Annotated in this window: 24 protein-coding genes; 2 read left to right on the forward strand and 22 right to left on the reverse strand. The window is 37.6% G+C overall.

From position 1 onward, the window contains the following. Positions 1-13: 13 nt before the first annotated feature. From ACKXGF_RS09585 to ACKXGF_RS09610, 6 genes are all read right to left on the reverse strand, one after another. The gene (locus tag ACKXGF_RS09585; RefSeq protein ID WP_411953527.1) at positions 14-2203 is read right to left on the reverse strand and encodes a RelA/SpoT family protein; all 2190 of its coding nucleotides are present in this window, start codon (positions 2201-2203) and stop codon (positions 14-16) included. Between the two features lie 144 nt (positions 2204-2347). Continuing rightward, a complete protein-coding gene (locus ACKXGF_RS09590; protein ID WP_411953528.1) occupies positions 2348-2860 on the reverse strand; it encodes an adenine phosphoribosyltransferase in 513 nt (170 codons plus the stop codon). Further along, complete coding sequence (recJ, locus tag ACKXGF_RS09595) at positions 2850-5168, reverse strand: single-stranded-DNA-specific exonuclease RecJ (protein ID WP_411953529.1); 2319 nt, start codon at positions 5166-5168, stop codon at positions 2850-2852. Before recJ ends, ACKXGF_RS09590 begins: the two co-directional genes overlap by 11 nt. A gap of 69 nt (positions 5169-5237) precedes the next feature. Then, a complete protein-coding gene (locus ACKXGF_RS09600) occupies positions 5238-5564 on the reverse strand; it encodes a lipopolysaccharide assembly LapA domain-containing protein (RefSeq protein ID WP_411953530.1) in 327 nt (108 codons plus the stop codon). A 117-nt stretch (positions 5565-5681) separates the two neighbouring features. Then, the gene (gene secDF, locus ACKXGF_RS09605) at positions 5682-7952 is read right to left on the reverse strand and encodes a protein translocase subunit SecDF (RefSeq protein WP_411953531.1); all 2271 of its coding nucleotides are present in this window, start codon (positions 7950-7952) and stop codon (positions 5682-5684) included. Positions 7953-7996: 44 nt separating this feature from the next. Next, the gene (locus ACKXGF_RS09610) at positions 7997-8302 is read right to left on the reverse strand and encodes a post-transcriptional regulator (RefSeq protein WP_411953532.1); all 306 of its coding nucleotides are present in this window, start codon (positions 8300-8302) and stop codon (positions 7997-7999) included. Positions 8303-8697: 395 nt separating this feature from the next. On the opposite strand from ACKXGF_RS09610, the gene spoVB reads away from it, so the two are divergent. Continuing rightward, positions 8698-10239: a stage V sporulation protein B gene (gene spoVB / locus ACKXGF_RS09615; protein WP_411953533.1), complete on the forward strand. Its 1542-nt coding sequence runs from the start codon at positions 8698-8700 to the stop codon at positions 10237-10239. On the opposite strand, the gene ACKXGF_RS09620 is transcribed toward spoVB, so the two are convergent. Together ACKXGF_RS09620 and ACKXGF_RS09625 are read right to left on the reverse strand one after the other, a co-directional pair. After that, a complete protein-coding gene (locus ACKXGF_RS09620) occupies positions 10236-10886 on the reverse strand; it encodes a DUF421 domain-containing protein (RefSeq protein ID WP_411953534.1) in 651 nt (216 codons plus the stop codon). The genes spoVB and ACKXGF_RS09620 overlap by 4 nt on opposite strands. 63 nt (positions 10887-10949) lie before the next feature. Further along, positions 10950-12230, reverse strand: coding sequence for an ArsB/NhaD family transporter (locus tag ACKXGF_RS09625; RefSeq protein ID WP_411953535.1), 1281 nt, complete (start codon positions 12228-12230; stop codon positions 10950-10952). A 109-nt stretch (positions 12231-12339) separates the two neighbouring features. Here ACKXGF_RS09625 and ACKXGF_RS09630 point away from each other — a divergent pair, with 109 nt between their 5' ends. Beyond that, positions 12340-12720 (forward strand): TIGR04086 family membrane protein, encoded by a 381-nt coding sequence (locus ACKXGF_RS09630; protein WP_411953536.1) that lies wholly within the window; start codon positions 12340-12342, stop codon positions 12718-12720. 118 nt (positions 12721-12838) lie between these two features. On the opposite strand, the gene yajC is transcribed toward ACKXGF_RS09630, so the two are convergent. The 14 genes from yajC to rpmA all read right to left on the reverse strand — a co-directional run bounded on the left by yajC (position 12839) and on the right by rpmA (position 23068). Continuing rightward, the gene (gene yajC / locus ACKXGF_RS09635; RefSeq protein ID WP_411953537.1) at positions 12839-13096 is read right to left on the reverse strand and encodes a preprotein translocase subunit YajC; all 258 of its coding nucleotides are present in this window, start codon (positions 13094-13096) and stop codon (positions 12839-12841) included. 17 nt (positions 13097-13113) lie between these two features. Continuing rightward, positions 13114-14250 carry a tRNA guanosine(34) transglycosylase Tgt gene (gene tgt, locus ACKXGF_RS09640; protein WP_411953538.1) on the reverse strand — a complete coding sequence of 379 codons (1137 nt, stop codon included), beginning with the start codon at positions 14248-14250 and terminating at the stop codon, positions 13114-13116. An 18-nt stretch (positions 14251-14268) separates the two neighbouring features. Further along, a complete protein-coding gene (gene queA, locus ACKXGF_RS09645) occupies positions 14269-15294 on the reverse strand; it encodes a tRNA preQ1(34) S-adenosylmethionine ribosyltransferase-isomerase QueA (RefSeq protein WP_411953539.1) in 1026 nt (341 codons plus the stop codon). 17 nt (positions 15295-15311) lie between these two features. Further along, positions 15312-15512, reverse strand: coding sequence for a DUF2905 domain-containing protein (locus ACKXGF_RS09650; protein WP_167260957.1), 201 nt, complete (start codon positions 15510-15512; stop codon positions 15312-15314). Then, positions 15509-16510 carry a Holliday junction branch migration DNA helicase RuvB gene (gene ruvB, locus ACKXGF_RS09655; protein ID WP_167260955.1) on the reverse strand — a complete coding sequence of 334 codons (1002 nt, stop codon included), beginning with the start codon at positions 16508-16510 and terminating at the stop codon, positions 15509-15511. The genes ACKXGF_RS09650 and ruvB overlap by 4 nt, the downstream gene beginning before the upstream one ends. 11 nt (positions 16511-16521) lie before the next feature. After that, a complete protein-coding gene (ruvA, locus tag ACKXGF_RS09660) occupies positions 16522-17127 on the reverse strand; it encodes a Holliday junction branch migration protein RuvA (RefSeq protein ID WP_167260953.1) in 606 nt (201 codons plus the stop codon). Between the two features lie 169 nt (positions 17128-17296). Continuing rightward, positions 17297-18016: a YebC/PmpR family DNA-binding transcriptional regulator gene (locus ACKXGF_RS09665; RefSeq protein ID WP_411953540.1), complete on the reverse strand. Its 720-nt coding sequence runs from the start codon at positions 18014-18016 to the stop codon at positions 17297-17299. 26 nt (positions 18017-18042) lie between these two features. Beyond that, the gene (locus ACKXGF_RS09670) at positions 18043-18801 is read right to left on the reverse strand and encodes a (S)-benzoin forming benzil reductase (protein ID WP_411953541.1); all 759 of its coding nucleotides are present in this window, start codon (positions 18799-18801) and stop codon (positions 18043-18045) included. A 48-nt stretch (positions 18802-18849) separates the two neighbouring features. After that, positions 18850-19347 (reverse strand): YhcN/YlaJ family sporulation lipoprotein, encoded by a 498-nt coding sequence (locus ACKXGF_RS09675; RefSeq protein ID WP_411953542.1) that lies wholly within the window; start codon positions 19345-19347, stop codon positions 18850-18852. A 52-nt stretch (positions 19348-19399) separates the two neighbouring features. Then, a complete protein-coding gene (gene nadE, locus ACKXGF_RS09680; RefSeq protein WP_411953543.1) occupies positions 19400-20158 on the reverse strand; it encodes an NAD(+) synthase in 759 nt (252 codons plus the stop codon). 100 nt (positions 20159-20258) lie between these two features. Then, on the reverse strand, positions 20259-20723 hold the full coding sequence (locus tag ACKXGF_RS09685; protein WP_411953544.1) for a LysM peptidoglycan-binding domain-containing protein: 465 nt from the start codon (positions 20721-20723) through the stop codon (positions 20259-20261). A 76-nt stretch (positions 20724-20799) separates the two neighbouring features. Beyond that, positions 20800-22089 (reverse strand): GTPase ObgE, encoded by a 1290-nt coding sequence (gene obgE / locus ACKXGF_RS09690; protein WP_411955578.1) that lies wholly within the window; start codon positions 22087-22089, stop codon positions 20800-20802. A gap of 27 nt (positions 22090-22116) precedes the next feature. Next, complete coding sequence (locus ACKXGF_RS09695) at positions 22117-22632, reverse strand: Spo0B domain-containing protein (RefSeq protein WP_411953545.1); 516 nt, start codon at positions 22630-22632, stop codon at positions 22117-22119. Between the two features lie 145 nt (positions 22633-22777). Continuing rightward, positions 22778-23068 (reverse strand): 50S ribosomal protein L27, encoded by a 291-nt coding sequence (rpmA, locus tag ACKXGF_RS09700; protein ID WP_167260937.1) that lies wholly within the window; start codon positions 23066-23068, stop codon positions 22778-22780. Between the last annotated feature and the right edge of the window lie 9 nt (positions 23069-23077).

Consider the following 23077-nt stretch of genomic DNA (forward strand, 5'->3'; position numbering starts at 1 on the left):
TCTTCAGAACTCCTTATTGAATCGTTCGTTGGACAGTGAACACGTCTCGTATGTGTTTTATACGTTCAACAATACGTTTTAAATGATCCACATTTTGAATTAAAATCGTTAAATTAATAGTAGCCATTTTATTCTTATCAGATTTTCCATTCACTGCCACAATATCCGTATTTGTTTCATTCACAACTTGTAAAATTTCATTTAATAAACCATTACGATCGAATCCTGAGATTTCTAAATCAACACTATAATTCTTACGTTGACTGCTTACGTCTTCCCATTCAACTTCAATCAGCCTATTTTCGTCCTCATTTTTCATGTTTGGACAGTCTTCTCGGTGTACGGAAACACCACGACCTTTTGTAATAAAGCCGATAATGGGATCACCTGGTACAGGATTACAACATTTAGATAGTCGGACCATCAAGTTGTCCATACCTTTAACATTAACACCCATACCTGTGGTTTTTTTACGTTTCGATTCTACTTCTTGTTGGGCTTCCAAAATAGAGTTCTCTAGATCTTCAGCACGCTCTTCTTTGACGATTTTTTCTGTTAATCGATTGACAGCCTGTTGAGTTGTTACCCCTTGATAACCAACAGCAGAATAGAGATCTTCTAATGAATTAATGTGTAATTTATCAACAGCATTTTGAATATTTTCGTCGACTAATACTTCCTTAGGTGATAGACCTAAGTTCTTTAGTTCTTTTTCTATTAATTCTTTACCGCGTTCAACATTTTCTTCACGACGTTGTTTTTTGAAAAACTGTTTAATTTTATTCTTAGCTTGTGTTGTTTGCGTGATTTTCACCCAGTCTTCTGATGGGCCATATGAATGTTTCGAAGTCAGCATTTCAACGATGTCGCCTGTTTGTAGCTCATAATCTAAAGGTTCAATCTTTCCGTTAACTTTAGCACCTACCGTTTTATTCCCTACTTCAGTATGGATTCGGAAAGCAAAATCTAGAGGTACGGAGCCACTCGGCAGCTCAATTACGTCACCGTTTGGCGTAAACACATATACCATATCAGAGAAGAAATCAACTTTAAGAGATTCCATAAACTCTTCAGCATCATTGGTTTCATTTTGCCATTCAAGTATTTCGCGGAACCAAGCCAGTTGCTTCGACATATCTTCTTGTGTATTCGTAGTGCCTTCTTTATAAGCCCAATGCGCTGCGATACCATATTCAGCGATATCATGCATTTCCTGCGTTCTGATTTGAACTTCTAACGGGTCACCTTTTGGTCCAATCACAGTTGTATGAAGCGATTGGTAAAGGTTCGGTTTCGGCATCGCGATATAGTCTTTAAAACGTCCAGGCATTGGCTTCCAACAAGTATGAATAATTCCTAATACTGCGTAGCATTCTTTAATACTCTTCACAATGACGCGTACAGCTAAAAGATCATAAATTTCATTAAAATCTTTTTTCTGGTAAGCCATTTTTTTATAAATACTATAAATATGCTTTGGTCGTCCTGATATCTCTGCTGTGATACTGACATCCTGCAACTGCCCTTGGATATCATCAATAACCTGATCGATGTAATAAACACGCTCATCCCGCTTCTGTTTCATCAAATTAACAATCCGATAATATTGTTGCGGATTAAGATAACGTAATGACACATCTTCTAATTCCCATTTGATTGTGGAAATACCAAGTCGATGAGCAAGAGGCGCAAAAATCTCTAGTGTTTCATTGGCAATGCGACGTTGCTTGTCCTCTGGAAGATGATCAAGTGTGCGCATATTATGCAAACGATCTGCTAGTTTAATGAGAATCACACGAATATCCTTGGCCATCGCGATGAACATTTTACGGTGATTCTCGGCTTGCTGTTCTTCTTTGGATTTATACTTAATCTTACCTAATTTTGTTACACCTTCGACAAGTGATGCGACTTCTTCACCAAACTCTTCTGTCAAGTTTTCATATGTTGCTTCAGTGTCTTCTAATACATCATGCAAAAATCCGCTCGCAATCGTAGAAGGATCCATTTCCAACTCAATTAGAATGCCAGCGACTTGAACAGGGTGTGTAATATAAGGTTCTCCCGATTTACGAGTTTGTCCCTCATGTGCGTCTTTAGCGTATTCATAGGCAAGTCGAAGAAACGTCGTGTGTTCTTCATTTAAATAATGACTCGCTTCTTCAATGACTTCATCTATTGTTTTTTCTTCATGCTTAGCCATAACATCACCTAGGTGTAAAATAATTTGTCTTTATTATTTAGAATATAAGAGAAATTGTAAAGTAGAAAATTATAATTATACAATCACAAACGCTATAAAATAATAAAACTTGGCTGCCCGAAAAGTGGGTCAGCCAATATTTCTTTAATACTCCATTAATTTAAGTATATCATAGTCTTGTAATTTTTCACGACCGTTTAAGTAAGATAATTCGATTAGGAAAGCACAGCCGACGACATTACCACCAAGTTGTTCAACGAGATCTATTGTCGCTTGAACAGTGCCACCTGTTGCTAGTAAATCATCAACAAATAATACACGTTGACCTGGCTTGATCGCATCTTGATGAATCGTTAAGACATCTGATCCATATTCCAAACCATAATCTATTTTTATTGTTTCGCGTGGTAATTTGCCTTCTTTACGAACAGGGGCAAATCCTACCTCAAGCGCATACGAAACGGGGCAGCCAACAATAAAGCCACGTGCTTCAGGTCCAACGATGACATCGACTTCTTGTTCTTTAGCATAAGCCACGATTTCGTCTACAGCTGCTTTGAATGCTGGACCATTATCCATTAACGTTGTAATATCCTTAAATTTAATGCCTTCCTTCGGCCAATCCTCAACAATCGTTACATAGTCTTTAAAATTCATGTACAACTTCTCCTTCCATTTCGCGGGAATGAATTTTAGAATCAATCCATTCTTTCAATTCACGATAAGTTGAATAATATAAAATCTCATCTACTTTTACTGCGTCTAACTTACGTTGGTAAGTGGTTGATTGATCAAGTGGTTGAAATGAGACACTTTCTTGAAAGACAATCAAACCATTAGTTATTTTAACAAAATCTAAATCAAAAAACACGTCCAACATAAAATCAAGTTTGTCATTTGACCAATTTTTAGCTTGAGCAAGTTTTGCTTTCTGTTCGACAGTAATTTGTTTATGTTTTTTTAATAACCCGTATAGTTCCTTAAAATCTTCTCTAGTTGGAATGACAGATAAAAAATGTGATTGTTCTTGATGAAAACATAAATATATAGCACCGATATCGCCTTGTTTCAGTATATCCTCAAAAGCTTGTAAATTTTGAGGTAAATCAAGACAGACGATACGCTTATGTTTACGATCGCTCTCATTTATTAACTGTTCATAATAAACAGCGCCGTCCATATCCGGTTTCATTTCATGATTGAAATAAACAAACAGTGTTTCTTGATCATTAGTTAATTGATGCTTAACTGCGTCTGGTAAAACTTTACCACGATAATCAAACAATTGCCATTCTTGACAACGAACGTCTTTTAACTTGATTTGTAGTTTTCGGTGTCCATTCCATTCATTCACTTCTATTTCACCAGCTACATCAATTTCAACGCCTGGTGTCAATCTCTCTGCAATTTCACCTAGTTGAAAACCAATCAGTTCGATCGAAACTTGATCTTTCATACCCGTCATTTTAATATGATTCTGATTAGCTCCGATTCGCTTGATTTGAGATAAGGTGATATTAGAAACCTGAAAAATTGGCTTTTCGTTTTCCATTCCAAATGGTGCTAACAATTCAAGCTCTTTAGGAAAATTGAGATCGATTTCGGCCCAGTCAACGTCATCCTCAATCGGTAAAGCAGGGATATAATCTTCAGGGCTCATGACTTCCTGCGCTCGTTCATTAAAGGCTTCTCTTAGCTGACTGACTTGATTAAGATCCACTGTCATCCCAGCTGCTTGCGCATGTCCACCGAACTGTTTAAAATAATCTCTAATCTGCATTCCCTCTTGAAACAAATCAAATGCCGGAATACTACGGCCACTTCCTTTAGCAATTCCCGATTCTGGATCCTCGCCGAGAACAAGTGTCGGTCGATAATATTTATTAACAATCCGTGATGCTACAATTCCTAAAACACCCGGATTCCAGCCTTCACCTGATACAACAATAACGGAATCATCACGATAATAGCTTTCGATTTGTTCAAAAGCCTCTTCAGCTATTGTCTTAACGAGTTGTTGCCGTTCTTGATTCAACTGATCAACTTCTTTAGCCATATCTTCTGCAAGAACAGCATCTTCTTCTAGCAATAAATCAACAGCTAAGTCAGCATCTTGCAATCGTCCTACCGCATTTAATCTTGGCGCAATAACAAAACCAATATTCTCAGCGCTCAATTCCCCTTCGAGTTTCCCTAATTGTTTTAATGCCTCAATACCAGGTTGGCACTCTTTAGATAAAATGGATAGTCCTTGCTTGACGAGCAGACGATTTTCACCTCGCAGAGGAACAAGGTCCGCAACGGTTCCTATCGCTACATAACTTGTTAACCATGTTGGGACTTCACCAATTAACGCATGGGCCAATTTGAAAGCAACACCTACTCCAGCCAAATCATCAAACGGATATTGTTCCGATAAATTAGGATGAATAATTGCAAATGCATCAGGCATGGTATCTTGTGGTTCATGATGGTCCGTAATGATTAGGTCAATTCCTAACTCTTTTGCGACTGTCGCTTCATGAGGTGCAGCAATCCCATTGTCCACTGTAATGATAAGCGTACATCCAGATTCACCCAACATTCGAAAGGCTTCTTCATTGGGGCCATAACCTTCTGAAAAGCGACTCGGAATATAGTAATCAACAACTGCTCCTAACGACTGTAACGTTGACACTAAGACAGATGTTGATGTCACACCATCCGCGTCATAATCACCGTAAATAACAATGTGTTCACCTGTATCAATCGCTTGTTGAATACGTTGAACCGTTTTTTTCATATCTTCAAATAAAAATGGATTATGTAAATCATTTTTGTTCGGGTATAAAAATTGCTGTGCCTGTTCATCAGTATGAACCCCTCGTTTCGTTAACATTCGTTTAATAACGGGGGAAACAGGTACACTTAATTGTGTTTGATTTTCAATATTATTTAATTGCCAGTTCATTTTACTCTCTAACATAACGTCACCCCTGACCCACTCATTATACAAGAGCTTGCCAGGGGTATCAATTGATGATTACGTGTCTTATTATGTTTTATCTGAGTTTTCATCTTTATTTTCTGATATCTGGTCATTTTCAAGGTCAGTATTTTCATTTTGAACTTGTGATGTTTCGTGTTCTGAATGAGTGTTAGCATATTTGAGTTGTCTTTGTAATTGATAAATTTTGGCAAAACTACCACCAGCGACAACTAATGCACCTAAAAGAACCGATATTAAAATAACAAGAATCAATGGTGCTTCAGTTCGTGTGAACAGAAAATCGACGGGTACTGATTCCACATTAATAACTGCAAAAATCGCTATGATCAGTGTAAAAATAAGCGATAAAATAATCATCGTTTGTTGTTTCATATAATCTCTCCTATTCAAAATGGTCTTTATTGTTACATTCCCTATCATAATATTTTGTAATCTTCCAAAAAACAAAAAGATGGCAGTTTTTTTCGATCTGCCATCTTTTGAATTACATTAGACTTGTGGTCCTTCTTGTTTCTTCTTCTTACGGTAATCAATTGGTTTCTCTTTAACATTACGACCACGAGCTATAAGCCATAATTGAGCACCCAAGAAGAGGGATGAATACGTACCAGCAATTAACCCTACAATTAAGGCGAACGAGAAGTAGGTAATAGCTTGTGCGCCGAATACAAACAGCATGACAGCAGCAAACACAACCGTAATAACGGTGTTAAAGCTACGTGCTAATGTTTGCATCAAGCTCTTATTAACAATAGAGGCTAATTGGCTGAATGATTTCACCCGTTGTTCTAATCTTAGATTTTCACGTATTCGGTCATAGGTGACAATCGTATCATTGACCGAATAACCTACAATGGTCAGTATCGCAGCAATTATCGTAACATCAAACTCAAATTGGAAGATGCTGAATAATGCTAATATAAAGAACGCATCATGTAGCAATGCTAAAATAGCTGTGATCGCGAAGAACATTTCAAATCGGAATGTGACATAGATAATAATCGCAATAGATGCATATAAAACTGCATAAATAGCATTCATTGCAAGTTCTCTTCCGATTTGTGGTGTAACCGTACTAACGCTCGGTTCATTACCATATTGCTCAGTGAAATGATTATTAACTTCGGCAATTTGATCTTGGTCTAATACACTATTAAATCGTACCATTGCCATATCATTTTCATCACCAGCCATGACAACTTGTGTTGGATTTAAACCGAGCGAATCAAATTCTGATTCAACCTCTTCAGTTGTTATCGTATCATCTGATAACACTTGAACGCGCGAACCACTTTCAAAATCAATGCCCAAATTTAATCCTGCTGTCATTAAGAAAATGGCGCCAGCTATAATTAACGCAATCGATATACCGAAAAACTTCTTACGATGTTTGATGAAATCAAATGATTTACCAAATACATGTGGTTCAACTTCTTCACCTTTGGATATATCCTTGATTTCTTCTGGTTTAACCCCGAATAATTTCGGCTTATTATTAAGGGCTTTACTATTGACCCAAAGGTTTAACAACAGACGAGTTAAATACACGGCAGTTATAAAGCTTAAAACAATACTGATGATTAACATCGTCGCAAAGCCTTTAACTGAACTCGTCCCGAAAATAAAGAGCACAGTGGCGGCAATAATGGTTGTGACGTTAGCATCTAAAATAGTGGCTAGCGACCGTTTATTACCTGCTTTATAAGCTGATTTTAAGGTTTTACCTGCTTTTAATTCTTCTTTAATTCTCTCAAAGGTGATTATATTCGCATCGACAGCCATACCAACACCTAACACTAAGGCTGCAATGCCTGGTAATGTTAATACACCATTAATCAAGTTAAAGACTAATAAAATAAGATAAATATAAACAGTTAACGTTACCGCAGAAATAATACCAGGGAAACGATAATAACCTATGATATACAGAAGGATTAATAAGACACCTAAGGCACCTGCAATCACCGTCTTATCTAAGGCTTGTTCACCAAATTGAGCACCTACAGAGACTGAATATACTTCATTCAAATCAGCCGGTAATGAGCCAGCATTTAATAAATCTGCTAACTGTTTGGCTTCTTCAATCGTGAAGTTACCCTCAATCATCACATCATTGCCTGGAATGGGCTGCTGAACACGGGGTGCAGACAAGTATTTCGGATCTTCTTTCTGCCTTTCTTCAGAGAAAGAATCACCTTCTTCATAATCGAGCCAAATCACAAGTAGATTCTCTCCACGTGGTTTAGCTGCAACTTCTTCAGTTACATCACGAAAGTTTTCGTATTCACTATCTTCGAATTGACGCTTTGTCTCTAATGTGACAATCGGTTGATTAGTTTCACTGAAGTCTTGTGAAGCACTATTTCCAACTAATTGATTACCGTCGAAGTAGAGCTCATCATCAACACCACGAAACGAAATACTAGCGGTAGTTGAGAGCAATTCTCTTGCTTCGTTTTGATCACTTACACCTGCTAGCTGAACACGAATCCGATTATCCCCTTCAATATTAATCGAAGGCTCATTAACGCCTAATACGTCAACACGTTGGTACAAGCTCTCTACCACGGCATCGAGCGTGTCATCAGTTACTTCGTCCCCCTCGTTTAATGGTTCCACTTCATATAAAACTTCAAAACCACCTTGTAAGTCTAAACCAAGGGGAATGTCTTTCGTTATTGAAGTTGTCGTGGTTCCAATAATTGTTCCTAATAATATTACAATTAAAAAGAACCCGACTATTCTACCCTTCCTTTTCATTTTTCTCGTATCCTCCTTTTATCTATCCAACACGTACTCTTTATTTAGTTTTGTTCAGGTTCTCCATTTGTTAAGGCTTCTATATTTTCCATTAAATCCCCTGTGTCTTTTTGAGCTTGTACTGTTAAATAACTCATAAATAGTTGATCACTCATATGTAAAATGTCTTGTACAACTTGATGTAACGTTACTTCTTTATTTTTACGCCAAACTTTTTGATTCAGACAAACCCATACATCTTCATGTGTTACTTCATCATACCCTAGTAGCGTTAATTCATCTACTTTACTTTGAATGACATGATCTAATTCAGGGCGCCACGTTTCTACGTGTTTTTTTATCGGTTCCACTAAGAACCCTCCTCAATTCCCATTAAACGTAATGAACTCCCCTTTATATTTTGGCTCTGTTAGAGTCCGTTGTTGATATTGTGATCCGCTCTCGGTGGACACTTTCCGTGGGCACGGCTCGAGCCTCCTCGGCCAAAGTACGTGGCCTGCGGGGTCTCGAGACACGTGCTTTCCCGCAGGAATCGCCACTTTCGCTACTCACAATTCAACAACTAAGTGCTATGTTATTTAAAAGTCAAAACTAAACTTTAACAGAACTTATATTTTAATGGGGTTGTCACAATCAATACCTAACTAATCGAAAAACTTACACACGTTTAACATGTTATACGAATAGACAAGCATATAAATTATTGTATCGGAATTTCTTATGTTTGAGAAGGTAGGTATTCAAATTGTCTAAACAGACTTTCATAAAAGGCGCTTTAATTTTAATGGTAGCAGGCATGATCAGTCGATTATTAGGCTTCATCAACCGCATTGTGTTGGCACGCATGCTTGGTGATGAAGGTGTCGGCATTTATATGCTCACACTACCTGCTTTATTTTTTGTCATTACATTATCACAAATTGGGATACCTGTTGCGGTCTCAAAATTAGTCGCAGAAGCTGAAACGAATCAACAATATGATAAGATTAGAAAAATTGTCTCTCTTTCGTTAATCATTACTGTCACATTAAGTATTGTTCTAACACTATTATTAGTTGCTTTTGCACCCTATATTTCAACCTACCTCATCTTAGATGAGCGTACTCATCTATCACTTCTTGCGATCAGTCCTATTATTATCATTATTGCTATTTCTGCTGTATTACGTGGCTATTTTCAAGGATTACAAAATATGAAACCCCAAGCCATTGCCCAAGTCATTGAACAAATCATCAGAATTGCCTTTGTTTTCATTCTTGTTAGATTAACATTGCCTTATGGATTGGAAGCCGCTTCTGCTGGAGCTATGGTATCAGTCGTTATTGGTGAATTTGGTTCACTATTATACATTTATTATTGTTATAAGCGAAACAAGCAAGACATTTTCGGCAAAACTGTCAACACAGCACATTATAAGATGAAACAGCTTTATAAACGGATTCTCGATATTGCTTTACCAACAGCTGGGACACGTATCATCGGATCCATCACCTATTTCTTAGAGCCCATATTCGTGTCACACACTTTAATCATTGCAGGCTATACCATTAGCGAAAGTACCAGTTTGTACGGGCAGTTAACTGGCTATATTATGCCCTTATTACTATTACCGACATTTATTACGCATTCTTTATCTGTGGCTCTAATTCCTTCGATTAGCGAAGCTCATGCTTTAAATCATATGCAAACCGTTCATTATCGAATTAGACAAGCTATTCGATTGTCATTTGCTTCAGGTGGTATTGCGACGGTCGTTTTTGTGTTATTAGCATCAACTCTACTTCATTTGATGTATGATACAGAGGCAAGCGCTGATATGTTGACATTTATGGCTCCGTTCTTCTTATTACTATATATCCAAGCCCCTCTTCAAGCTACCTTACAAGCTTTAGAGTATGCGAAACAGGCAATGATTAATAGTTTAATTGGCGCCGTTGTAAAGTTGAGTACGTTGTGGTTACTAGCTACCCAACCTTCATTTGGAATTGATGGTGTGATGTTATCTATCATCATCGGTGTTATTGTTGTGACATTCTTACATATTATTTCATTGTATAAACTCATACACTTCACGATTCCACTATCATTAATCATAAAAATGCTAGGCCTTATTTCAGTGTTAATCTTAATTGGTCAACCTATATTATCATTTCTAAGTCACTTACAACCATTGTGGTATGCGATCACGTCATTAGGATTTCTTGGTATCATCTACTTACTTGGATTAATTTTGCTTCGCATTGTCTCTAAAGATGAATGGGATCAACTTAGAGCTGGACGGTTTTAATCAACTGATTGCAAATCAATGTGTATAGAGCCATCTTGTTGAATTTGAGCAAATGAAATTTTATCAATTTGCTCGATTCCATGATGTTCCAATTGTTTTAAGATATCTTCTTTCGTCACTTGATGTTGTTCTAAAGCCTTTTCTTGCCACTTTCCATCCAAGATAATGGGCTCAAAATAATTTAATGGTTGATCATCATGTGTAAACACAGAGAGCTTGCCACTTGTTTCCAAAATGGCAAGCTCTACTTCTTTTAGATTCACAACACCTTTTTCTCTTATTTGGACCATCAAGTCATCTAGATTATATCTTTGTTTTTTCATAACTTCTTCATTTATTTTTCCATCTCTAATGATAATCGAAGGCTGCCCATCTAACAAAGAGCGCACACGGTGATTTTTTAATGACAACCAAGCTGTCACTCGCTGAATAACAAATAAGACGAGCATAGGGGTTAAGAGGACTAAAAATGAATCATCAGTCCGTTCAATCGATAAAATACCGATCTCAGCAAGCATAATGAAGATGACCAAATCCATCACACTTAATTCCCCGATCTCGCGCTTACCCATAAATCGAAAAAGTAAATAAATCGCTATATAAACCCCAATCGTACGTATAACTAATAAAATAATTTCTTCTACCATAATGTTCAACTCCAAAAGCTAATCCATAGTTAGGATGAGCCTTTGGAGTTGTAATTATACGGGCTAAAAATACCGAATATACAAATAACCTGAGGCGATTAATAACGATAATAACACCACTGTAAAGCCATAAACCATATATCTTAAAAACGGAATACGAACGCCATTCGTACTCGCTATACCTGCTACTACAACGTTAGCTGAAGCGCCTAAAAGTGTACTATTCCCCCCTAAGCATGCCCCTAATGCTAAAGCCCACCACATGGGATCTGTTGCTTGCATCCCGAATTCTTCTAATTCTAATAATACTTGAATCATTGAAGCGACATAAGGGATATTATCAAGAAATCCTGATAACAATCCAGCAGACCAAAGGATCGCATAGGAAGATTTAAAACTTTCACCATCTGTAATTGACATAAACATAACAGCTAAATGATCTATAACACCTGTCTGTTCTAAACCTCCTACCAAAATAAATAAACCAATAAAGAAGAACAATGTTGTCCACTCTATTTTTGAAAAAACAATATCAGTCAAACCATCCTTTTCCGATAGCAATAACAATAATAATGCACTAACTAACGCAATAGTTGTTAATTCTACATGCAAAAGCCCATGGAACATAAAGGCAATAATCGTTATACATAAAATACTGACCGATTGGTATAAGAGCGGAGTATGTTTTAGGGCAGATTTGGGGTCGACATTGCTTATTGAACGATTATTTTCAGTATTAGCCTGCTTTAATGAACGATTAAAGAAGAGAAATAACAGACCCATTGTCATTAAAAATATAATCACAACGACTGGAGCTAAATGCACAATAAATGACATAAAGGTTAAATGTTCTACAGCTTGTCCAATCATAATATTAGGCGGATCCCCAATCATAGTAGCTGTACCACCAATATTAGAAGAAATAATCACCATAACAAGGTACGGAAAAGCCGGCAAATTCAATTCTCGAATCATATGAATCAATATCGGTACAAATAATAAAACCGTTGTGACATTATCTAATAACGCTGAGCCGACTGCTGTAAGGACAGCTACCCAAAAAAATAGTGCATAAGGCCGCTCACCAATCCGTTTAATTAACCATAATGCTATAAATTCAAAGATACCTGTACGTTGTGTAATGGTTATTAGCACCATCATAGAAAACAAAAGCACAATCGTACTCCAATCAACATAACTAGTCATCGCATCATCAATTGTGAATATATTAAACACAATTAATAATGCCGCACCACATAATGCGACTAGAGCTCGATTTATTTTCTCTAACAATAAGAAAAGATAACTTATTGCAAAAATAGCGATAGCAATAATGGCTTCCACACTGATTACCCCTTTTCGACTAACCTAATCCATTCATACGTCTTTTTTAATCTATTCATGCATAGTTTAAAGTAAGACAAGCAAAAGTTTAGAAAAGGGTGTGGTGACATTGAATCAACGTTTGAAGGCAGTGTTACTAGGTGTGTTGTCCATTTACGCATTAATGATTACGGTAAGTTTTGTGTTAGCTTTACTCATTCGCTTTGATTGGCTTAATACTGATCAACTTAGTTGGTTACCGTTTATTATTAGTACGCTCATTGTGATGATTGGTGGGGGGATCAGTGGCTATTTAACCGAACAAAAAGGTTGGTTATCTGGACTACTTGTTAGTAGTTTGTACATAATCAGTTTAATTGGTTATCAGTTTCTAGCCCACGATACTGGGATTTATTCAGGACAGTGGCTACATTTCGCCATATTTATTATTGCAACGATTATTGGTAGTATTTTAGGGGTACAATTACGCGGCCAATCTAATGATACTTAACCCCAAATCCTACCAACCTTATAACTAATTATATTTTTAGTAATCTAACCAAATTTTAGATTCAGAGTTTGAAATAATAAAAGCCGCTTCGAGTTCATCGACTCAAAGCGGCTTATTATTATGCTTTCTTTTCACGAACTGCTGAACGATCATATGTAAGCTTCTGACCTTCATTAACTTCTAATACAATCGTACCTTCGTCTAAAGCGTGCACTGTAGCGTGAAGACCACCAATAGTGATAATCTCATCGCCTTTTTCTAAGTTGTTTTGCATCTCCGTTACTTGTTTTTGACGTTTTTGTTGTGGTCTAATCAAAATAAACCAAAACAATGCAATAAACAAGACAATCGGAAGAATTGCACCAATAATATCCATTCTTTCACCCCTCCTTTCTAGAAGTTTTTAGCATTCGGTTCATTAAAACCATATTGTTCAAAAAATGCATCGCGAAAATCTCCTAAGCGATCTTCTCGAATCGCATTTCTAACTTCATCCATCAATTTTACCAAAAAGTATAAATTATGATAAGTCGTAAGCCTAATACCTAAAGTTTCATTCGCCTTAATCAAATGACGAATATAAGCTCTAGTATAATTACGACAAGTATAACAATCACAGTTCTCATCGATCGGTGTGAAATCACGAGCATATTTGGCATTTCGGACAGTCAATCGTCCATTAGATGTCATACAAGTTCCATTTCGTGCAATACGTGTTGGTAAGACACAGTCAAACATGTCCACACCACGCATAGCCCCGTCCACTAAGGAATCAGGTGACCCTACTCCCATTAAATAACGAGGTTTGTTATTGGGTAACAATGGTGTTGTATAATCTAGCATGCGATTCATGACATCTTTTGGCTCACCTACAGATAAACCGCCTATGGCATAGCCAGGAAAATCTAAACTCGTTAAATCTTTGGCACTTTGTTTACGGAGTTCTTCATATTCGCCACCTTGAATAATGCCAAACAATCCTTGTTCACTAGGCTTTTGATGAGCTTCTAAACAACGTTCTGCCCAACGGCTTGTCCGTTCAACTGATGATTTCATATAATCATAGGATGCAGGGTAAGGTGGGCATTCATCAAACGCCATCATAATATCAGAACCAAGTGAATTTTGAATATGCATCGCTTTTTCAGGTGATAAGAATAGCTTCGCACCACTTATATGGTTACGAAAGTGTACACCTTCTTCTTCAATTTGTCGCATATCACTTAAACTAAACACTTGGAAACCGCCAGAATCAGTTAAAATGGATCCATCCCAGTTCATGAACTGATGTAATCCACCTGCTTCTTCAACAATATCTTCACCAGGTCTTAACCACAAGTGATACGTGTTTGAAAGTATTATATTCGCACCAATCGATTTTAATTCTTCTGGTGCCATTGTTTTAACTGTTGCAAGTGTTCCTACAGGCATAAACGTTGGGGTGTCAAATGATCCATGTGGTGTATGAACTCTTCCTAATCTGGCACCTGTTTGTTTACACGTTTTAAACAACTCATAAGTAATGGCCATGGTCACGTCTCCTAATCTTTATAATATGATCATCGCATCGCCGAAACTAAAGAAACGATATCTTTCTCGAATCGCTTCATGATAAGCATGCATGATAAAATTCTGATTCGCAAAAGCACTAACCAACATAATCAATGTTGATTTAGGCAAATGAAAGTTTGTAACTAGACCATCAACGGCCTGAAACTGATACGGAGGATAGATAAAGATATCTGTCCAACCCGAAGCTGCTTTTAATTCGCCATGATCACGCATAACTGTTTCTAACGTTCTGATTGACGTCGTTCCAACAGCAATAACGCGACCACCGTTTTCCTTCGTTGCTTTTAGTTGTTCAGCCGATTCTTGAGATAAATGATAATACTCTGCATGCATGTCGTGTTCTTCTACATTATCGACTTGAACAGGTCTAAACGTCCCTAAACCGACATGTAACGTCAGATAAACGATATTAATCCCTTGCTCACGAATCTTGTTCAATAAATCTTCAGTGAAATGTAACCCTGCTGTTGGAGCTGCAGCCGAACCAGGATCTTCAGCATACACTGTCTGATAACGCTCTTGATCATCTAATTGTTCTTTAATATAAGGCGGTAAAGGCATTTCACCAAGTTCATTAAGTACTTCTAAGAAGATGCCCTCATAGTCAAATTCGACAATTTTACCACCTTGGTCGAGTGTTTCAACACAGGTTGCTGTTAATAAGCCATCACCAAATTGAATTGTGGTACCTTCTTTGAATTTCTTAGCTGGCTTTGCTAATACTTCCCAGCGATTTCCTTCAATTTGGTGTAACAATAATAATTCGATACTAGCTCCTGTTTCTTCTTTCGTACCTAATAAACGAGCAGGTAATACTTTAGTATTATTGAGAACCAGACTATCACCTGGTCGTAAGTATTCCAATAGATCAGAAAAGGTTCGATGTTCAATCGATTCATCTTCACGATTTAACACCATCAAATTAGAAGCCGCTCGGTCTTTTAATGGTGTTTGAGCAATTAGTTCTTCAGGTAAGTCAAAATCGAAATCTTCTATCTTCATTGTTTCTACACGTCCCTTTATTTAAACCTTCCAATAATCATGAAAATCACACTTAAAATGATACTGACAACAATTGAAGTTACAATCGGAAAATAAAACGTTGTGTTACCTGTTTTAATCGTAATATCTCCAGGTAATTTACCGATAAAACTCCATATCAAGCCAATCATAATAAATAGTACGCCTATTAAGATAAAGAACTTGCCAAAACCAGTCAAGTTTCACGAACCTCCCGATTAAAATGATCATATGCTTTATGCGTTGCCACTCGACCTCTCGGTGTACGTTGAACATATCCTTGTTGAAGTAAAAATGGTTCATAGACATCTTCAATCGTTTGAGACTCTTCACCAATAGTAGCAGACAATGTATCTAAGCCAACAGGACCACCCTTGAACTGATCAATAATACTGAGTAAATATTTATGGTCGATATGGTCTAAACCTGATGCGTCTACTTGTAACATATTTAACGCTTTATTAGCACTATCAATCGATATAATAGGTTCACGGTTCACTTGGGCCAAATCTCGAACACGTTTTAATAAACGATTAGCTATTCTTGGGGTTCCACGCGAACGTGAGGCAATTTCTTCAGTTGCCTGTTGGTCAATGTCAAATTCAAATACAGATGCTGTTCTTTCAATTATTGAGCAGAGATCTGTCACTTGATAAAATTCGAGACGACTGAGGACGCCAAACCGGTCGCGTAAAGGTGCTGATAATAGTCCAGCTCTTGTGGTAGCACCTACAAGGGTGAAAGGGGGTAAATCTAACCTTACTGACCTTGCTGCATCCCCCTGACCGATCACAATGTCGAGTACAAAATCCTCCATGGCAGGATATAATACTTCTTCAACTGAACGTGGTAGACGATGTATTTCGTCAATAAACAAGACGTCGCCTGCCTCTAGCGAGGATAGAATGGCTGCTAAATCACCAGCTCTTTCAATCGCTGGGCCAGATGTTGTACGAAATTGCACACCCATTTCTTCAGCAATAATCGCAGCTAACGTCGTCTTGCCAAGTCCAGGTGGTCCGTATAACAAGACATGGTCTAATGGCTCCTCACGCATTTTAGCCGCTTCAATAAATATTTTTAAGTTTTCTTTTGTTTTATCTTGTCCTATATATTGCCTCAGTGTTGATGGACGTAAACTTTGTTCGACTTGTACATCTTCCCACTGAGCTTCACTTGAAACCATTCGTTCATCCATTCAACTCACCCTTAACGCATTAATAATTGCAGACCTTGTTTCACCAATTCATCTGTCGATTCTGCTTGATACGATTTTAATGTTGGTGCGATTTTATCAATTTCTCGTTTCGTATAACCAAGTGTCAATAACGCTTCAATAGCCTCGTCATATTGTTGATGGTTTGGTTGTGCTTCATGCTCAATCGTCAACATATCATCAACAGACGTTTGCATCCATGCATCCACTTTTCCTTTTAAGTCTAAGATCATTTGGCGAGCTGTCTTTTTACCGACACCAGGAAATTTGGTTAAGTAAGCATCATTTTCTTGTTCAATGGCTTGAGCAAAATCATGGACGGATGTTTCACTCACGATACTTAACGCATTTTTCGGTCCAATACCTGACACGTTTAATAACTTCTTAAACAAATCTTTCTCTTCGCTCTGATAGAATCCATAAAGCATCTGAGTATCTTCACGGACATAAAAATATGTAAATAATTTAACGGATTCGTCTTGTTTGGATTGGTAACGTAAAGGATGTGGACACCATATTTCATAACCGACGCCATCAACATCCAAAACGACATACTCTTCGGTAATCGATGTTAGTTTACCTTGTATATATGCGTACATGTTGTTCCTCCTACTATGTCTGAACAAACGTTCTCACTCTAGTTTAACATGTCATAGCCTATTCGTCCGCAATTTATTTTGTTACGTTTTTTTAACACACTAACTCTGTTTTAGCCTACTCCATGAATTGAAAAATGCCACCTCCCCGACTGGAGAGGTGGCCCTCAATTTATTGCATGTTGTGATGAACTTCTTGCACATCATCAAGATCTTCTAACATGTTAAGAAGTTGGTCCATATCTTCTTCGTGTTCATTCGGAATTGGCGTATACGTATCAGCGACCATTGTTAATTCAGCAGCTGCTAAAGGATATTGTTCCTTCATTGTATTGCGAACCGTTTCAAAATCTTCGGGTTCAGTAAATAATTCAAACACTTCATCACTTGTTTCAATTTCTTCACTACCCGCTTCAATTGCTTCTAGCATAAATTCCTCTTCATCAGACTCAATCTGATCACGCTCAATCGCGATATAACCTTTGCGATGAAACATAAAAGAGACACAACCATTTTCACCTAAGTTACCATTATTCTTATTAAATGCATGGCGTACTTCTGAGGCTGTACGGTTTTTATTATCAGTTAGCACATCGACCATAACGGCAATTCCACCTGGGCCATATCCTTCGTAAGTGAATTCTTCATAATTAGCACCATCTAGATTACCTGTTGCTTTATTAATAGCTCGCTCAATATTATCATTAGGCATATTGTTTGATTTGGCCTTATCAACTGCCAAACGAAGTGCTGAGTTTGTTTCCATATCAGCACCGCCTTCTTTTGCTGCCACATAGATTTCTTTAGCCAGTTTCATAAAAAGTTTTCCGCGTTGAGCGTCTTTGGCATTCTTTTTATGTCTAATATTATGCCATTTTGAGTGCCCTGCCATGACATTCCCCTCCCTTACTATGGAAATTATTGAATTAAATCATGAACTCGGTAAACACGACCGTTTTCTAATTGTTCTTGGTCGTTGATTAAGTTTTGTAATAAGTCGGCAACCTCTTTCGGGCTCCGCAATTGATTATTGTCTTTTAATTGCTTGAAATTGTCAACGTCTTTGAACTCATCAGTAGTTGCAGATCGAATTTCGCCTTGCATATCAGTGTCCATCACACCAGGGCTAAAAGCAATGTGAAGATCATTAGTGCCTAACTCACTTGCCTCTACTGCTGCTGTTTCTGTATATTGATTAATAGCAGCTTTCGTAGAACTATAAGCATTCCAACCATAGATAGCTTTTTCTGCTGCACCTGAGGTTATGTTAATGACAACCAAACGATTCGGATTAACTTGCGCTTTTAATGTATTAATCAAAATCATAGGTGCTGTTAGATTCAATGTGACATGTTTAGCAATCGTTTCATTTTCTAACTGACCTACAGGCCCCATAGGTGTAACCATACCCGCATTGTTTACAATCAATAATTCTTCAATGGTTTGTTGATTTATTTGTTCGGCCAAAGATGTCGCTATGTTTTCGATTTGATCTACACTAGATAAATCACCTGAAAGATGACGGTAATTCGGTTCGTTATTTTGTGCTAGCATTTGTAATTCGTCAACTTGTTGTTGACGAGCAACAGAAATGACATGATAGCCACATTGTAATAAGTTTTTAGCCACTTCTTTTCCTAACCCTTTTGATGCTCCTGTTACAATAGCATATTTCATGATATAATCCCCCAATTATTAATATGTAAGTAAACAGGATAAGCCTGTTTACTCTTTTCGGTCTTCGATACGATTATGAAATTCTCGATTGACGTAGACACTAACATCCGTCCGGTCTGTAATGTCTTCTACTACTTTTTTAACTTCTGTAACTGCCTCTTCCTCTGTTGTTCGTGATGTCAATTGAACAGATACGTATATGTGTTTCTCTTGGACCGAAATACCAGCTTGTTTTATTTCATCTAAATGCATCACTTCTTCATATAATTTACGTTCCATCTCTTTACGTTCTGTTACTTCTTTAGAGACATACGGTTTTCCATCCGAATTATCTAATGTATCCTCAATTTGCTTCTCATTAAAGTATTCATGAGGGTTTTCATACATATTCAAACGAATTTGCTGTTCAGGAGTTAACTCAGCGTCTCCCTGTGATTCCATCGTGTGATCATCTTGTGTCCGATTAGCCTCACGTTCTGGGTTAACAAATGTACAGCCTGAAACTAAAACAAACATAACCAAAATGATGATTATTGACTTAAACATGCAAAACACCTCCGTTTCATTATTTTGAAATAAGAGGTGTTAAAACATACAATTATTCGAGTGTGAAATGATGGAAATCGGGTGGTGATTTAGGCAAAGCGCGTTTATGTGCTGTTCGTTCATGCATGATTTCGATCTTTTCAGCATCGTCATCACTCACTGACTCTCCGTTTAAGAAGGCATCAATGGCATCATACGAAACACCCATTTCTGACTCATCAGTTTGACCATCCCACAATCCTGCACTCGGAGCCTTATCAACTATCTTACTTGGTACACCTAATGCACGACCTAATTCACGAACTTCTTCTTTTGTATAGTGAAGTAATGGAACAATATCAACGCCACCATCACCATGTTTAGTGAAATAACCTGTGTACCATTCAGCTGCATTGTCTGTACCCACAACTAAATAATTATAGTTAGCAGCCACCGTGTATAAGGTGCTCATACGCATGCGAGCACGTAAATTAGCATCTGCGATTTGTTCTTTATCTGAATTCCATTCCCCTTGGTTTTCGATTTGTTGCTTAATGGTCGAGAACATTGATTCATGTTGGTTTGTTAAATCAATCGTCATATGATTAACGCCAGATTCTTCTACTACTAATTCAGCATCTTCACGATCTTGATCTGCACTCTTACAAGGCATAATGACCCCTAATGATTGCTCAGGAAATGCTTGTTTGATTAGATATGCTACAACTGTTGAATCAATACCTCCACTCAAACCGACAACTAATCCATTTGAATTCGTGTCTTTAACGGTTTCTTGTAACCACTGAACTAACTGGTTGATATGTTGCTCCATATACTGCTCCCCTTTACTCCACTTTGTTAAATTTATTCTATCATAATGGAATTAAAAAGAAAATCAAGCCGACGAATGCGACTTGATCACTTTAAAACTTTTATTGACAACCACAACCATTATTCCAGCCATAGCCATTACTCCAGCCATGACCACACGGGTTCTCACGATAAAAATGTGGATACGGAAATGGTAAAGATACCGGCTGATTAGTACCATAATGTTGATAAGAACCATTATTATAATTAGAATTTCCTTGATTTTGAATATAAGGTGCTAATTTTTTATCAAACCATTCGTCTTCTCTTATAACCGGGATCGACCGAGGTTTTACATGATCTGGAAACGGAAATCGTTCATTTGAATGACTCGCACTCGCTTGCTTTTGTTTAACTTCTTGGCGATTAGCTACCGCTTGTTGAGGCACTTTCACCTTCATGCCTTCTAACACTTCTGTTACATCAGATAAATGTTTATTCATGTCATAAAGATTTGATTCGGAAAGGCCATATTGTTCCGCGATTGAGCCCATTGTTTCACCTTGCTTCACGATATGAAATTTCATTATAAATACCCCCTTACTGTGAATTTAGGCGTTACCCTAATTTATGCACACAGTAAGGGGATGTTGACACATAATCTTATTCGACAAATTCAAATTCGAAATCTAATAATCGAACAGTGTCTCCTTCTTCTGCTCCATGCTTACGAAGAGCATCATCAATTCCCATATGACGCATCTGACGTGCAAATCGTCTAACCGATTGATCACGATTAAAGTCCGTCATCTTGAATAAACGTTCAATTTTGGGTCCTGACAGCACATAAGCACCGTCTGGATCACGTGTGATGTGGAAACTGTCATCATCGCCTTCATATTTGTAGACAACACGTTCATCACTACTATCTTCATCAGTAGTCTCAAATGTATCTTGCGGTATTTCATCAAGTGTATTAGCCACTTCGAATAATAAATCGCGCAATCCTGTTTGCGTATAAGCGGATATCGGATAAATCGGTAAATCTTCACCTAATTGTTCTTTAAACATTTCTAGATGTGTTTCCGCATCAGGCATATCCATTTTATTCGCGACAATAATTTGAGGACGTTCAAGTAGCTTCTCATCATAAGCTTCTAACTCTTGATTAATTGTAACGTAATCCTCATATGGGTCACGTCCTTCAAGTCCTGACATATCTATGACGTGAACAATGACACGCGTTCTCTCAATGTGGCGTAGAAATTGATAGCCTAAACCAACACCTTCATGAGCTCCTTTAATTAATCCAGGTAAATCGGCCATTACGAAGCTTCGCTCATCTTCAATACGAACCATCCCTAAATGAGGGTTTAAGGTTGTAAAATGATAATCTGCTACCTTTGGCTTTGCTCCACTAACAACTGAAAGTAAAGTTGATTTACCCACACTTGGAAATCCGACTAATCCGACATCTGCAAGTACTTTTAGCTCGAGCTCCACATTTAATTCATCACCAGGAGCACCTTTTTCAGATAATTCTGGTGCACGATTACGAGAATTGGCAAAGCGAATATTCCCACGGCCTCCACGGCCACCTTCAGCAATAACAGCGCGTTGTCCATGTTCAACCAAATCAGCAATCACTTCCTGCGTTTCAGCATCACGAACCGTTGTGCCTGGTGGTACTGGAATCACATAAGCGTCTGAATTTTTTCCATGTTTACTTTTGCTCATTCCATTTTCGCCGCGATTGGCTTTAAAATGACGTTGATAACGAAAGTCCATTAATGTGTTTAGCCCTTCGTCGACTTCTAAAACGATGTCACCACCATGACCCCCGTCTCCGCCGTTAGGGCCACCCATTGCGACATATTTTTCTCGTCGAAAAGACACAAGTCCGTCTCCACCATCACCGGCTTTAACAAATACTTTGACGCGATCGACAAACATTTCTTTCACCTACTTCCTGCATTCACCCTAACGATAAATTAGCGTGATTGAAACTTTTTCTTCGTTTTGTACAGCATGAAGACATTCACCATTAAACGATAATCTCTCAATAAAATCTGATTGATCTTGATTCGGTAAATGAATGTCATACTGTAAAGTTAATTCTTTTTCGCCTTCTATAGCAACATGAACTGACACGTCAGTCCATGCAACAATACTACTTTCAAGTTCGGATACAATTACTTGACCATCATTCGTTAACTTTTCTTCAAATGCTGCCAGCTCTGTTAAATCAGTATTAACCGAAAAGGTGATATTTAATTCATGCTCCATTAGGGATGTTGATAACAACCAGAAAACAAACTCATCACAATTTAACGTTTGTAACAGTCGTTCTTGCTTCAACCGTTCAATTAAGTCATTAACTTTATTAAGTGACTTTTCGTGCTTTCCCATACTCCCATAGCCTTGAACAATTTGCAAATCATTCATTAAATCATGTCGGTACTGACGTAACCATTGTAAAAATTGTTGGCGTTCCATGACAATCACCTACATTAAGATTTTCCTCCATAATACCATAAATTAACGCTCAACATTTGACGAATATGGTCACTATAACTATTAATTTGTATCACATAATCACAAAAAAACCGACTCTATTAGGCTAGAGTCGGTTTTTCATCCATTACGCTTCTTGAGCTTCTGGATAAACACTAACTTTTTTACGATCGCGTCCATAACGTTCGAAACGAACAACACCATCTACTTTAGAGAAAAGTGTGTCGTCGCCACCAATTCCTACGTTATAGCCCGGATAAACTTTCGTACCACGCTGACGGTAAAGAATTGAACCGCCTGATACGAACTGACCGTCCGCACGTTTAGCGCCTAAACGTTTCGACTCTGAGTCACGACCGTTCTTCGTACTACTTACACCTTTTTTCTGAGCGAAAAACTGTAAATTTAGACGTAGCATTACCATGCA

Origin of the sequence: Alkalibacillus sp. S2W (assembly GCF_046764385.1) — a bacterium.
Classification (GTDB): Bacteria; Bacillota; Bacilli; order Bacillales; family Alkalibacillaceae; genus Alkalibacillus; species Alkalibacillus almallahensis.